The organism is Vulcanococcus limneticus LL (genome assembly GCF_943369875.1).
GTDB lineage: Bacteria > Cyanobacteriota > Cyanobacteriia > PCC-6307 > Cyanobiaceae > Vulcanococcus > Vulcanococcus limneticus_A.
Genome location: NZ_CALROT020000004.1, coordinates 172,506 through 185,788, shown reverse-complemented (window position 1 = coordinate 185,788; position 13,283 = coordinate 172,506). Strand labels below are relative to the sequence as shown.

The following is a 13,283-nucleotide window of genomic DNA, read 5'->3' as shown; positions in this document are numbered from 1 at the left end:
CCCATGCGCAGCACCGGCCCCGACGTGCCCGATCAGGACTCCGATCCGGCCGGTTCCACCCCCCAGACGCTCCCCTCGGCCGCCGATCCTGAGCGAACGGTCCCGGATCCCGATCAGGCCGCTCCTGACCCGTCTCCAGGCGCCACCGCTGGGTCGCCGACCGCCTCAGGCGATGTTCCCCCCCTCGATCAGCTCTTCCCCTTTCCCCTCGACGACTTCCAGCTCGAGGCGATCGATGCCCTGAACCAGGGCCACTCGGTGGTGGTGAGCGCCCCTACCGGCTCCGGCAAGACGCTGGTGGGGGAATACGCGATCTACCGCGCCCTGGCCCACGGCCAGAAGGTGTTCTACACAACGCCGCTCAAGGCCCTCTCCAACCAGAAGCTGCGCGATTTCCGTGAGCAGTTCGGCCCCGAGAACGTGGGTCTGATGACCGGCGACTTCACGGTGAACCGCGAGGCGAAGGTGGTGGTGATGACCACCGAGATCTTCCGCAACATGCTCTATGCGGAGGCCGATCAGGACGACGATCCCCTGGCCGATGTGGAGGCGGTGGTGCTCGACGAGTGCCACTACATGAACGACTCCCAGCGCGGCACCGTGTGGGAGGAATCGATCATCCACTGCCCGCTCACGGTGCAGCTGGTGGCCCTCTCGGCCACGGTGGCCAACGCCGGCCAGCTCACCGACTGGATCGCCAAGGTGCACGGCCCCACCCGGCTGGTGATGAGCAGCTTCCGGCCGGTGCCGCTGCAGTTCAGCTTCTGCAGCGCCAAGGGCCTGCATCCGCTGCTCAACGACGAGGGCACCGACCTGCACCCCAACTGCAAGGTGTGGCGCGCCCCCAAGGGCCACAAGCGCAAGGGCCCGAAGACCCCCAAGCCGCCCCAGCCCGAGGCCCCGCCCCTGGCCTTCGTGGTGGCCCAGATGGCCGAGCGCGACATGCTCCCCGCCATCTATTTCATCTTCAGCCGCCGCGGCTGCGACAAGGCCGTGCGCGACCTGGGCAAGATCTGCCTGGTGTCGCCCGAGGAGCAGGCCCGCATCCGCACCCGGCTGGAGGACTTTGTGGCCGCCACCCCCGAGGCCGTGCGTGAGGGCGGCCACGACGACGCCCTGCTGCGCGGCATCGCCGCCCACCACGCCGGCGTGCTGCCCGCCTGGAAGGAACTGATCGAGGAGCTGTTCCAGCAGGGGCTGGTGAAGGTGGTGTTCGCCACCGAGACCCTGGCGGCCGGCATCAACATGCCCGCCCGCAGCACCGTGATCTCGGCCCTCTCCAAGCGCACCGAACGGGGCCACCGGCCGCTGATGGGCAGTGAGTTCCTGCAGATGGCGGGCCGGGCCGGCCGCCGGGGCCTCGATTCCCAGGGCTACGTGGTGACGGTGCAGAGCCGCTTCGAGGGGGTGCGCGAGGCCGGCCAGCTGGCCACCAGCCCCGCCGATCCGCTGGTGAGCCAGTTCACCCCCAGCTACGGCATGGTGCTCAACCTGCTGCAGCGCTACGCCCTGCCCAAGGCCAAGGAGCTGGTGGAGCGCAGCTTCGGCCGCTACCTGGCCTCCCTCGATCTGGTGGAGGACGAGGCCCGCATCGCCGAGCTGCGGGCCCAGCTCGGCCACATGCTCGGCAGTGCTCCGGAGGTGGCCTGGGACGACTTCGAGGCCTACGAGAAGCAGCGCGGTCGCCTGCTGGAGGAGCGGCGCCTGCTGCGGATCCTGCAACAGCAGGCCGAGGAGACCCTGGCCCACGAACTCACCCTGGCCCTGCGCTTCGCCAGTGAGGGCACCCTGGTGAGCCTGCGCGCGCCCCAGCTCAAGGGCCGGGTGACGCCCGCGGTGATCGTGGAGAAGCTCGAAGGGCCCGGCCAGTTCCCGCTGCTGCTCTGCCTCACCGACGACAACGTGTGGATCCTGGTGCCCTGCGGCGCGGTGGTGAGCCTCCACGCCGAGCTGAGCTGCCTGCAGGTGCGGGAGATCCAGGCCCCCGAGCTGCACCGCGCCGGCGAGCTGCGCCACGGCGACCAGGCCAGCGGCGGCCTGGCCCTGGCGGTGGCTTCGATGGCCCGCCGCCACGACATGACCACCCCCCAGTACGACCTGGCCGGCGAGGTGCAGGCCCAGGCCCACCTGGTGCGGGAGCTGGAGTTGGCCCTGGAGCTGCATCCGGCCCACCACGCCGGCGATCGCAAGCGGCTCAAGAAGCAGCGCCAGCGCATGGAGGACCTGGAGGCCGAGATCGAGGAGCGGCAGCGCATCCTGCACTTCCGCGCCAACCGCCACTGGGAGACCTTCCTGGCCCTGATCGACATCCTGCAGCGCTTCGGCTGCCTGGGCGGCGAGGAGGGCCTCGAACCCACCGAGATCGGCCGCACCGTGGCGGCCATCCGCGGCGACAACGAGCTCTGGATCGGCCTGGCCCTGATGAGCGGCCACGCCGATGAGCTGGAGCCGGCGGATCTGGCGTCCCTGCTGGAGGCCATCTCCACGGAGGTGAACCGGCCTGACCTGTGGAGCGGCTACCCGCCGCCCCCCGCCGCCGAGGAGGCCCTGCACGACCTGCGCGGCATCCGCCGCGAGCTGCTGCGCCAGCAGGAGACCGCCAAGGTGGTGGTGCCGGTGTGGTTCGAGCCGGAGCTGATGGGCCTGGTGCACGCCTGGGCCAAGGGCGCGGCCTGGAACGATGTGATCGCCAACACCTCCCTGGATGAGGGCGATGTGGTGCGGATCATGCGCCGCACCGTGGACCTGCTGGCCCAGATCCCCTACTGCGAGGCCATTAGCGAACGGCTGCGCAGCAACGCCCGCCTGGCGCTGAAGGCCATCAACCGCTTCCCGGTGTGTGAGCCGATCGACCTGGCGGCGGCGGGGGCGGGGCTCAATCCGGCCACCGAGCGGGCGGCCTGAGGGCCTGGAGATCCTGGCTGCGTCCCCCGGCGGTCAGAGGTCTGATCCGGGGTGCTCCCCGATCCCAGCCAGGCTGGTCAGCCCTGCTCCTTCCTGAGTCTTCGCTGGAACGTATCAGCGGTTTCCCGGCCGCAGCACCAGCGCCACCACGGCCAGCAGCAGGGTGGTGCTCACCACGGCGTAGACCACGTCGGCCTGGGCGATCCAGAAGCTGGCGATCAGGGGGGTGCTGTCCATCGGCCGGTCTCAGAAACTCACCACCGCATTCACGCCCAGGGCCAGGGCATTGGAGGTGGCGGGGCTGCCGCCGGGACGGATCAGATACTGCACCCCCGGCTGCAGGGTGAGCCCCGGCAGCAGCTGCAGGGCATAGGAGAGTTCAATCGTGAGTTCGCTCACCTGGGGCCGGATCGCGGCATCCAGCAGCGCCTCGGCCTGCTGCTGCCGGCGCAGGGCCGCGCTGTAGCCGCCGTAGGCCACCCCGAGGGCGAGCACGTCCTTCGGGCGGCTGGCGAAGGGGCCGTTGACCACCAGGCCCGTGCTGAAGAACAGCGGCATCGGACTCACGGCCTCGTCGGGGGCCGTGACCAGGCTGCCGAACACCCCCAGCTGCCGGCCCTCGGCCTTGGCACCCAGGCGGGTGAGCGCCTGATCGCCCACCAGGTAGAAGCCGTGGCGGCCCCCGCGCGTCTGGGTGGAGTCGTAGGCCGGCACGCTGCCCCCCAGCACGAAGCCGCCCAGCTTGAGGTTGCCGGGCAGGCCGGTGGCCTGGGGCCCCTGGTTGCGCATCCAGCCGATCTCGCCGATCCCGAAGGCCGGGCCCCGGAAGGTGAAGTCCAGACCATGGACGCTCGCCTCGCCCACGGCGGGGTCGGCGTTGTAGAGGCCTGCCATCACGTAGACATCACCGGCTGGCCTGTAGCGGGCCCGGGCACCCCAGGTGGTGGCGGGATAGCCCAGGGCTCCGGGAGCGTTGTAGAAGATGGCGAAGGGGATGGCGTTGAAGGCCACCGAGGTGAACTGGCGGAAGTAGGAGGAAGCGGCAAACTCCTCGCCGTAGAGGCTGTCAATCGACAGCCGGCCCAGACGCACGTTCAGTCGGTCGTCAAACAGCGACTGGCTATAGCTCAGGGTGGTCAGCCTGGGGCCGGGCGGGGCCACGTCGGACGACTGGATCGGAAAGGTGTTCCCCACAACATCCTGCGAGAGCTGGGTGCCGAAGTTCACCGCAAAGCCCACATGGAACTGGCCTCCCTTCAGCCCCAGCGTTTTGCCGGTATCCACCTTCAGATCGGCGCTGACCATGCTGTAGGTGGTGAAGCCCCTTTCGAGGCCTCCGCTGGGATTCCCATAGGGGTCCGTGATCAGCAGGACCTCGGCCTGGATGCCCTTCTCCCAGAGCGAGCTGCGCAGGCCGCCCCAGTCGCCGAGCAGGTGGTTCTCCTTGAACTGCTGCGCTTGCGCCGCGGGCGCATTGGCCGCGGATGATGGCGACGCTGCGGGCGGGGGCGGCTGGGCCCCTGACGGCCCAGGCTGCCCGGTTTCGGATTCCGCGGCGACGGTGCTGGTCTCAGCAGAGAAGGCTGCTGAACCACCGGCCAGCAGGGCGGAAAGGGCCAGGCACAGGCCTGGGGCGCCGAAGAGAGATCCCCCTCGCAGCAATGGCATCACCGGATCATCGGATTGGGCGTGGGCGGACCCTAGGGAAACCCGTGCGCGCCTGCTATGGCCGGGGACAAGGGCCGGCCGCCCCTGGCCCCGGCCGGCCTGGGCGTGCTTCTCGTCTCCCGTTGGGATCGCCGGACTGGGCCGGAGCGGCGCTGGCGTGTGGTCGCGGGCCAAGGTGGCTGCCTGGCCTGTGGTTACGGATTCCTTCAGCCTCCGGCTGTCCCTCGGGGCCTGGTCAGGCTGCTCTGGCAAGCCTCCACGTTTAGACGCACTGGCCCATTCTTGGTTCTAGTGTTTGCCCGCCTCCCCTCTCGGATCCTGCAGGGCACGCGCATCATTTTTGGCTTCTCTTCCCATTGGGCCAGTGGCCTGTCCTGGGGCCGTCGGCTCCTGGTTCCGTGCTGTTGGACGTTGTGGGCCGCTCCGGTATTCCCTTTGTCTTCGATGATCTCCAATGAGCTCCACGCGCACTGAAACGGACAGTCTTGGTTCCGTCAGCGTTCCCGCCGACATGCTTTGGGGTGCCCAGACCCAACGCTCCCTCGAACACTTCTCCATCGGGGAGGATCTGATTCCCCGGGAGATGATTCCCGCCTACGCCATCGTCAAGAAGGCGGCGGCGCTGGTCAACGGTGCCGCCGGTCGCCTGGCCGACACCCAGAAGAACCTGATCGTGCAGGTCTGTGATGAGATCCAGGCCGGTCAGCACCTCGACCAGTTCCCGCTGCACGTGTGGATGACCGGCAGCGGCACCCAGTTCAACATGAACGTGAACGAGGTGATCGCCAACCGCTGCTCACAGATTGCGGGCCAGCCGCTGGGGAGCAAGACGCCGGTGCACCCCAACGACCACGTCAACATGTCGCAGTCGTCCAACGACTCCTTCCCCACCACGATGAACGTGGCGGCGGCGCTGGGGGTGAAGCAGAAGCTGATGCCGGCCGTGCAGGCCCTGCGCGATGCGCTTGATGCCAAGGCCCAGGCCTGGGCCGACATCGTCAAGATCGGCCGCACCCACCTCCAGGACGCCACTCCCCTCACCCTCGGCCAGGAGATCTCCGGCTATGTGGGCATGCTGGACGACAACCTGCAGCGCCTGGAGCACGCGGTGGCCGGTGTCTACCGGCTGGCCCTTGGGGGCACCGCCGTGGGCACGGGCCTCAACTGCTCCCCCGGGTTCGACACCGCCGTGGCCGCCCAGATCGGAGAGCTCACCGGCCTGCCCTTCGTGACCGCCCCCAACAAGTTCACCGTGCAGGGCGCCCACGACGACCTGGTGCAGCTCAGCGCCACCCTCAAGACCCTGGGGGTGTCGCTCTACAAGATCGCCAACGACATCCGCCTGCTCTCCTGCGGCCCCCGGGCCGGCCTGGCCGAACTGAAGATCCCGGCCAATGAGCCGGGCTCCTCGATCATGCCCGGCAAGGTGAACCCCACCCAGTGCGAAGCGCTGGCGATGATCGGCGTGCAGGTGATGGCCAACGACGCCGCCGTGGCCTTCGGCGGTGCCGGCGGCTATCTGGAGATGAATGTCTACAAGCCGCTGCTGATCTTCAATGTCATGAAGTCGGTGCGGATCATGACCGATGGCTGCACCAACTTCCGCACCTTCCTCGTGGAAGGGGCTGAGCCGAACCACAAGCAGATCGACGAATTCCTGCACCGCTCCCTGATGCTGGTCACGGCCCTGAGCCCGGTGATCGGCTACGACAAGGCCTCCAAGGTGGCGCACTACGCGCTCGACAACGATCTGACCCTCAAGGAGGCGGCCCTGAAGCTGGGCTTTGTCTCAGAGGCGGATTTCGACCGGGTCGTCGATCCCGCGAAAATGGTGAAACCCTATGTCGCCTCCGCCAGCTGAGGCCGCATTTCGCCGTTCTGACAGTCATCCCGTTCACTCCCTCCCCACCCCTTCAATTTCTCCAGCCATGACCAACACGACCAAGCGCGGGATGGAACTCCTGCATGACCCCACCCTCAACAAGGGCACCGGCTTCACCGCCGCCGAACGGGAAGCCCTCGGCCTCACCGGCCTGGTGCCCGAGGTCACCGAGACCCTGGAAACCCAGCTCAGCCGGGTGACCGAGCAGCTGGCCAAGAAGGCCACGGATCTCGATCGCTTCATCTACCTGATGGGCCTGCTCGACAGCAACGAGACGCTCTTCTATCGCACGTTGATGTCGGATCCGGCGCGGTTCCTGCAGATCGTCTACGACCCCACCATCGGTGAGGCCTGCCTCAAGTTCGACCACATCCTGCGCCGCCCCCTGGGCATGTACCTCTCGATCACCCACAAGGGTCGGGTGCGGGAGGTGCTGCGCAACTGGCCTGAAAAGGATGTGCGCTTCATCTGCGTGACCAATGGCGGCCGCATCCTTGGCCTGGGTGACCTCGGTGCCAACGGCATGGGGATTCCCATCGGCAAGCTACAGCTCTACACGGCCACGGCCGGGGTGCCGCCCCAGGGCCTGCTGCCGATCTATCTCGATGCCGGCACCAACAACGAGCCCTACCTGGCCGATCCCCTCTACGTGGGCCTGCGCCAGCACCGGCCGCCCACCGAGGAGCTCTATGCCTTCGTGGATGAATTCGTGGAAGCCGTGCAGGAGGTGTTCCCCCACTGCTGCATCCATTTCGAGGACTGGACCGGTGTGGATGCCATCGCCCTGCTGGCCCGCTACCGCGACAAGGTGTGCTGCTACAACGACGACATCCAGGGCACCGCAGGGGTGACCCTGGCGGGCGTGATCAATGCCCTCAAGCTCACCGGCGGCCAGCTCAAGGACCAGCGCCTGCTCTTCCTCGGCGCCGGCTCCGCCGCCATCGGTCTGGCCAATCTGATGGTGTCGGCCCTCGGCCAGCAGGGCATTTCAGCTGATGTGGCCCGCCAGCAGATCCGCATGTTCGACACCCAGGGCCTGGTGGTGTCAGGCCGCCCCGGCCTGCCTGACCACAAGAAGCCCTACGCCAAGGATCTGCCGCCCAGCCAGCCCTTCGATCACACCAGCCTGGCCAGCGAGTGCCCCCGCATCATCGAGGCCATCGACGACTTCAAGCCCACGATCCTGATCGGCGTGAGCACCGTGGGCAACCTGTTCAACCAGGAGGTGGTGGAGGCGATGGCCCGCCACAACGCCCAGCCGATCATCTTCCCCCTCTCCAATCCCACGGAGAAGATGGAATGCCTGGCCCCTGAGGCCTACACCTGGAGCAAGGGAACGGTCGTCTTCGCCGGTGGCGTGCAGCTGCCCCCGGTGCATCTCAACGGCCACACCTACATCCCCTCGCAGGCCAACAACCTCTACATCTTCCCGGCCGTGGGTCTGGCCATCCTGGCCACCAACGCCAAGCTGGTGACCGATGAGATGTTCATCGAGGCGGCCCATGCCGTGGCCGACCAGGTGACCGAGGAGCAGCTGAAGCTGGGCATGCTGTTCCCGCCCCAGTCCGAGGTGCTGGAGGTGGCGATCCACACCGCCACCCGGGTGGCCAAGCTGGTGTTTGACAGCGACCTGGCCCAGGTGCCCCGGCCCGACGACATCGAGGCCCTGGTCCGCAGCCACGTCTACACGCCCAGCTACGCCTAGGGCGAGGCTCCGGGGCGGCTGAGGCCGCCCCTTTCGGCTCAGATTCCCAGCCGCTCCCAGATCACCCCCAGGTTCTCCTGGTGCAGGTCGGTGGAGAAGCAGTCGGCCAGCTGCTCGGCGCTGAGGCGGCTGGTCACATCGGCATCGGCCGCCAGGTTGGAGCGGAAGTCGCCGCCCTCGGTGTTCCAGGCCGTGTGGGCGTTGCGCTGCACGATCCGATAGGCCTCCTCCCGGGCCAGGCCCGCCTCCACCAGGGCCAGCAGCACCCGCTGGCTGAACACCACGCCGCCGTAGACGTTCATGTTGCGGGCCATGTTGTCGGGATAGACGCCCAGGCCCTTCACCACCTGGGTCGTCTCCCGCAGCATGAAGTGCAGGGTCACCGAGCAGTCGGGCAGCATCATCCGCTCCACGGAGCTGTGGCTGATGTCGCGCTCGTGCCAGAGGGCGCAGTTCTCCAGGGCCGCCACGGTGTAGCTGCGCAGCACCCGGGCCAGGCCGCTGATGCGCTCGCTGCGGATCGGGTTGCGCTTGTGGGGCATGGCGGAGCTGCCCTTCTGGCCCTTGGCGAAGTTCTCCTCCACCTCCAGCACATCGGTGCGCTGCAGGTTGCGGATCTCCGTGGTGAAGCGCTCCAGGGCGGCGCCCACCAGGGCCAGGGTCTGCACGTATTCGGCGTGGCGATCGCGGGAGATCACCTGGGTGCTGGCGGTATCCGGCTCCAGCCCCAGCTTCTGGCAGGCGATCGCCTCCACCTGGGGGTCGGTGTTGGCGTAGGTGCCCATGGCGCCGCTGATCTGGCCCACGGCCACCACCAGCTCCAGGCGCTCCAGCCGCTCCTGGTTGCGCACCACCTCGGCCAGCCAGCCGGCCACCTTGAAGCCGAAGGTGATCGGCTCACCGTGGATGGCGTGGGAGCGGCCGATCATCACCGTGCCCTTGTGGGCCCGGGCCAGCTCCCGCAGGGCCTCGGCCAGGGCATCGAGCTCGTAGCGCAGCACGGCCACGGAGGCCTTCATCTGCAGGGCCAGGCCGGTGTCCAGCACGTCCGAGCTGGTCATCCCCACGTGGATGTAGCGGCCCGCATCGCCCACGTGCTCGTTCACGTTGGTGAGGAAGGCGATCACGTCGTGGCGCACTTCGGCCTCGATCTCGAGGATGCGCTCCACCGAGAAGGCGGCCTTCTCCTTGATCGTGGCCACCGCCTCGGCCGGCACCCGGCCCAGTTCGCACTGGGCCTCGGTGGCGGCGATCTCCACATCGAGCCAGCTCTGGAATTTGGCCTGCTCGCTCCAGATGGCGCCCATCTCGGGCAGGGTGTAACGCTCGATCAAGGCCGCGCCGGGCTCACTTCTCTCCCAATGTATGGGGTGATACTCCGGCCCCTCGAGATCCCCTACCCCCTCAGCTCAGGAGCTCGTCTGATCGCGGTGGCTGGCGCGGAGGCGGCATCGCCCGCCCCGCGGGCGCCGGCCGCCGAAGCACCAGCCACCGCGATCAGGAGCCCAGGCTCTTGAGTTGGCGGTGGGGGACTTCCCAGTGCACGGCGGGGCCCCAGCTCTGTTGGCGGACCCAGCAGCGGCCGCCCTGGCAGCGGATCAGCTGGAAGGGGGGCAGGTCGGACGGGTGGCGCCGCAGCTTCACGAAGCTGCCGGGGCGCAGGAGTTCGAGCACGTTGCCGTCGGGCTGCGCCGGGGCGGTGGTGAGGCCCTGGCCGCTGCGGGGGTGGCGGGCAGGGCGGCTGTCGCCGGGGCTGATGTTGACGGGCGTGGCGAGGCCCAGGGGGCTCGATCGTCCAGGCTCCTGTAGGCGGGCCATGGCCCCGACTCCTGCGGTGCGGAAATCCTGCGACGGATCCGGGCTTCCGCGCTGTTCCGCACCGGTTTTGTTCGGGATCGCGGGTGCTTGCACGCCTCGGTGTAGGACAACAGCAGCCAACCCGCCGCCGACTCCCTCGCCGCCCCGCCATGGCCCGCAAGCAACGCCTCGACCTGTGGCTGGTGGAGCTGGGCCTGGCCGCCAGCCGGCAGCAGGCTCAGCAGCTGATCCGGGCCGGGCGGGTGCGCAGCGGCGATCGGGTGCTCGACAAGCCCGGCTTCGACGTGGCGCCGGAGCTGGTTCTGGAGGTGGAGCAGCCGCCCCGGTTCGTGTCGCGGGGAGGCGAGAAGCTGATCGCGGCCCTGGAGGCCTTCCCGATCACCCTGGCGGAGCGGGTGTGCCTCGACGGCGGCATCTCCACCGGCGGCTTCACCGACTGCCTGCTGCAGCACGGGGCCCGGCGCGTCTATGGGGTGGATGTGGGCTATGGGCAGACGGCCTGGAGCCTGCGCACCGACCCGCGCCTGGTGCTCAGGGAGCGCACCAACCTGCGTCATCTGCTGCCCGAGCAGCTCTACGGCGCGGAGGATCCGCGGCCCGATCTGGCGGTGGCGGATGTGTCGTTCATCGCCCTGGCCCTGGTGCTGCCGGCCCTGGGCCGGCTGCTGGCCGAGGGTCCGGCGGAGGCGCTGCTGCTGGTCAAGCCCCAGTTCGAGGTGGGCCGCGAGCGGGTGGGCAAGGGGGGCGTGGTGCGCGATCCGGCGGCCCATGCCGATGCCATCGCCGGGGTGATCGCGGCGGCGGCGGGCGAGGGCTGGCGGGCCTGGGGCCTGGTGGCCTCCCCGATCACCGGGCCCGCCGGCAACCATGAATACCTGCTGTGGCTGCGCCGGGGCGACTGGCCGGACCAGCCCGGCAGCCTTGCTCCGGATGGGCCGGCGATTCGCCGGCTGGTGGAGGCCACCCTGGCGAGCTGAGGGGGCGGCGGGCTGCTGCCCCCTGGTCGGCGGCGGCCTGCCGTCAGATGGCGCTGCTGTCGCGGTCGCCGGTGCGGATCCGGATTACCGAATCGATGGTGCTGATGAAGATCTTGCCGTCGCCGATTTCGCCGGTGCGGGCGGCGTCCTGGATCGCCGTCACCACGGTGTCGACGCGGTCGTCGTCGATCACCACTTCCAGCTTCAGTTTCTGCAGGAATTCCACGGTGAACTCCGAGCCGCGGTAGCGCTCCACCTGGCCCTTCTGGCGGCCAAAGCCCCGCACCTCGCTCACGGTCATGCCGACGATGCCGGCGTTCACCAGGGCGAGCTTCACATCCTCCAGTTTGAAGGGACGGATGATGGCCTCGACTTTTTTCATGGGACCGGATTCGATCAGGGAGAGTCTCTCAGGAAAGCGTCCCGGGAGGAAGGGCCTGTGCAGTGCTCAGGCCCCGGACACCGGGCCATTAGGCCGCAGCGGCCCGCCCGGCGGGGTAGCCGATGCTACGGCCGTGATCCAGGCGGCTGGGGGTCCGGATGGAGCGCTGGGGTGCGTAGCATCGCCGATTGCCCCACTGGTGCTCCCGCCATGACCGCCGGCCTCGCCGACTCCCAGACCCGCACCCCCCTCTACGGCGAGCGGTCCATCGCCGAGGCGGAGCTGATCTGCTTCGACAATCCACGGCCTGGTCGGGCCTATGAGATCGCGATTGAACTGCCGGAATTCACCTGCAAGTGCCCGTTTTCCGGCTATCCCGATTTCGCCGTGCTGCGCCTGATCTATCAGCCGGGCCCGCGGGTGATCGAACTCAAGGCGATCAAGCTCTATGTCAACAGCTATCGCGATCGCTCCATCTCCCACGAGGAAGTGACCAATCGCATCCTCGACGACTTCGTGGCGGCCTGTGAGCCGGTGTGGATGCAGCTCGAGGCCGACTTCAACCCCCGCGGCAACGTGCACACGGTGATCCGCGCCAGCCACGGCACCCGTCAGCCCTGCTGAGGGGCGCTGCGCAGCTCGGCCAGCAGCTGGGGCAGCTCCCGCGCGAAGGCCGTGAGGTTGCGGTTGCAGAGGCCGCCCACGTGCAGGCGGCCCCGTTCCGGTTCGGCCACGGCCCAGAGCTGGCGCGTGGCCACCAGGCTGAGGGCCCCACCCGCCAGGGCGATGGCAAAGCCCGCATACACCAGCGGCACCCCCGGATCCCGCTTGAGCAGCAGGCCGCTGGCGGGCAGCACGCTGGCCACCCGCAGGGGCAGCCCCTGGATGTCCACCGCCGGGCCGCCGGGGCTGAGGCTGCCGATCACCTGGGCCTCGGCCGAGTACACCGTGATCGGCCCCTGCTCGTTGGACACGCTCAGCAGCACGGGCTCGCTGCCGTCCGGCCGGGTGGGCAGCACGATGCCCCACACCTGCTCGCCGAGCTGGGGGAAGGCCTGCAGCGGCAGCTCCAGGATCGGGCTCTTGCCCAGCTGCACGCCGATGGCCACCAGGCTCCAGTCCGCCTGATACACCGTGAGGCCGCGCAGGCGCAGCGGATGGTTGACGCTGATCTCGTAGGCCCCGAGCGCCTGGCCGCCGCCGTCGCTGAGGTTCAGCAGGGAGCGGAACTGCTCGGGGCGGCCAGCCGGGTCGCGTTCCACGCGGAACGTCTCCAGGGCCACGGTGAGTTCGCTGTCGCCGCGGCGGCCCAGCAGCTCCAGCTCCCGGCCCGGGGCCAGGTAGCGCTCCAGCCGCTGGCCCGCCAGGGCCCCCCAGGCTGCGCCCACCATCAGCACCACCAGGCCCGTGTGCACCAGCAGGGGCCCCACCCGGCCCAGCACGCCCTTGCGGGCCGCCAGGCGCCCCTCGGCCGGCTGCAGTTGCCAGCCCCGCTGGGCCAGCAGGGTCTGCAGGGCCGTGAGCTCGGCGCCGGGATCGGGGGTCTCCAGGGTTTCGGCCAGGGTCAGCTTGCTGAGCTGGCGCGGCGAGCGGTAGTCGATCCAGCGCAGGGCCGCCTGCAGGGCGGGCCACTGGCGGCGCCAGCTGCACAGGATCAGGGCCAGGCCCAGCCAGGCCAGCAGGGCCAGGAACCAGCTGCTGGAATACACGTGGTCGAGCTGCAGCCGCAGGATCGCGTCGCCGTTGAGCAGCCCCAGCCAGGGCTCGCTGTCGAAGACGCGGTGATAGAGCTCGCTGGCTTCCTTCTGGGGCACGAGCGTGCCCACGCCGCTGGTGATGGCGATCACCAGCAGCAGGCCGATCGCCACCCGCAGGTCGGAGATCCAGGCCAGCAGCCGGCCGAGCAGGCCCCAGCGGCCGAGGGATGGGGCGGCGGTGCTCATCGGC

11 protein-coding genes are annotated in these 13,283 nt (G+C 69.1%); 5 read left to right on the top strand and 6 right to left on the bottom strand.

The features are described from left to right. Positions 1-3 precede the first annotated feature (3 nt). Positions 4-2,904: a DEAD/DEAH box helicase gene (locus ACLV7J_RS06785; RefSeq protein ID WP_411868341.1), complete on the top strand. Its 2,901-nt coding sequence runs from the start codon at positions 4-6 to the stop codon at positions 2,902-2,904. A gap of 114 nt (positions 2,905-3,018) precedes the next feature. Here the strand turns inward: ACLV7J_RS06785 and ACLV7J_RS06780 are convergent, their stop codons facing one another. Continuing rightward, complete coding sequence (locus tag ACLV7J_RS06780; protein WP_411868340.1) at positions 3,019-3,141, bottom strand: hypothetical protein; 123 nt, start codon at positions 3,139-3,141, stop codon at positions 3,019-3,021. A 9-nt stretch (positions 3,142-3,150) separates the two neighbouring features. After that, a complete protein-coding gene (locus tag ACLV7J_RS06775; RefSeq protein ID WP_411868339.1) occupies positions 3,151-4,572 on the bottom strand; it encodes a carbohydrate porin in 1,422 nt (473 codons plus the stop codon). 454 nt (positions 4,573-5,026) lie between these two features. On the opposite strand from ACLV7J_RS06775, the gene fumC reads away from it, so the two are divergent. Beyond that, positions 5,027-6,433 (top strand): class II fumarate hydratase, encoded by a 1,407-nt coding sequence (gene fumC, locus ACLV7J_RS06770; RefSeq protein ID WP_411868338.1) that lies wholly within the window; start codon positions 5,027-5,029, stop codon positions 6,431-6,433. Positions 6,434-6,500: 67 nt separating this feature from the next. Further along, positions 6,501-8,159 carry an NAD-dependent malic enzyme gene (locus ACLV7J_RS06765; RefSeq protein WP_411868337.1) on the top strand — a complete coding sequence of 553 codons (1,659 nt, stop codon included), beginning with the start codon at positions 6,501-6,503 and terminating at the stop codon, positions 8,157-8,159. A gap of 38 nt (positions 8,160-8,197) precedes the next feature. On the opposite strand, the gene purB is transcribed toward ACLV7J_RS06765, so the two are convergent. Further along, positions 8,198-9,493 carry an adenylosuccinate lyase gene (gene purB / locus ACLV7J_RS06760; protein ID WP_411868336.1) on the bottom strand — a complete coding sequence of 432 codons (1,296 nt, stop codon included), beginning with the start codon at positions 9,491-9,493 and terminating at the stop codon, positions 8,198-8,200. Between the two features lie 163 nt (positions 9,494-9,656). After that, entirely contained in the window at positions 9,657-9,977 is a 321-nt protein-coding gene (locus ACLV7J_RS06755; protein WP_411868335.1) for a hypothetical protein, read from the bottom strand. A 149-nt stretch (positions 9,978-10,126) separates the two neighbouring features. Between ACLV7J_RS06755 and ACLV7J_RS06750 the strand changes: the two genes are divergently transcribed. Further along, a complete protein-coding gene (locus ACLV7J_RS06750; RefSeq protein ID WP_411868334.1) occupies positions 10,127-10,954 on the top strand; it encodes a TlyA family RNA methyltransferase in 828 nt (275 codons plus the stop codon). 43 nt (positions 10,955-10,997) lie between these two features. Here the strand turns inward: ACLV7J_RS06750 and ACLV7J_RS06745 are convergent, their stop codons facing one another. Next, a complete protein-coding gene (locus tag ACLV7J_RS06745; RefSeq protein ID WP_411868333.1) occupies positions 10,998-11,336 on the bottom strand; it encodes a P-II family nitrogen regulator in 339 nt (112 codons plus the stop codon). Positions 11,337-11,546: 210 nt separating this feature from the next. On the opposite strand from ACLV7J_RS06745, the gene queF reads away from it, so the two are divergent. Next, positions 11,547-11,960, top strand: coding sequence for a preQ(1) synthase (gene queF, locus ACLV7J_RS06740; protein ID WP_411868332.1), 414 nt, complete (start codon positions 11,547-11,549; stop codon positions 11,958-11,960). On the opposite strand, the gene ACLV7J_RS06735 is transcribed toward queF, so the two are convergent. Then, entirely contained in the window at positions 11,948-13,279 is a 1,332-nt protein-coding gene (locus ACLV7J_RS06735; RefSeq protein WP_411868331.1) for a cytochrome c biogenesis protein ResB, read from the bottom strand. The genes queF and ACLV7J_RS06735 overlap by 13 nt on opposite strands. Between the last annotated feature and the right edge of the window lie 4 nt (positions 13,280-13,283).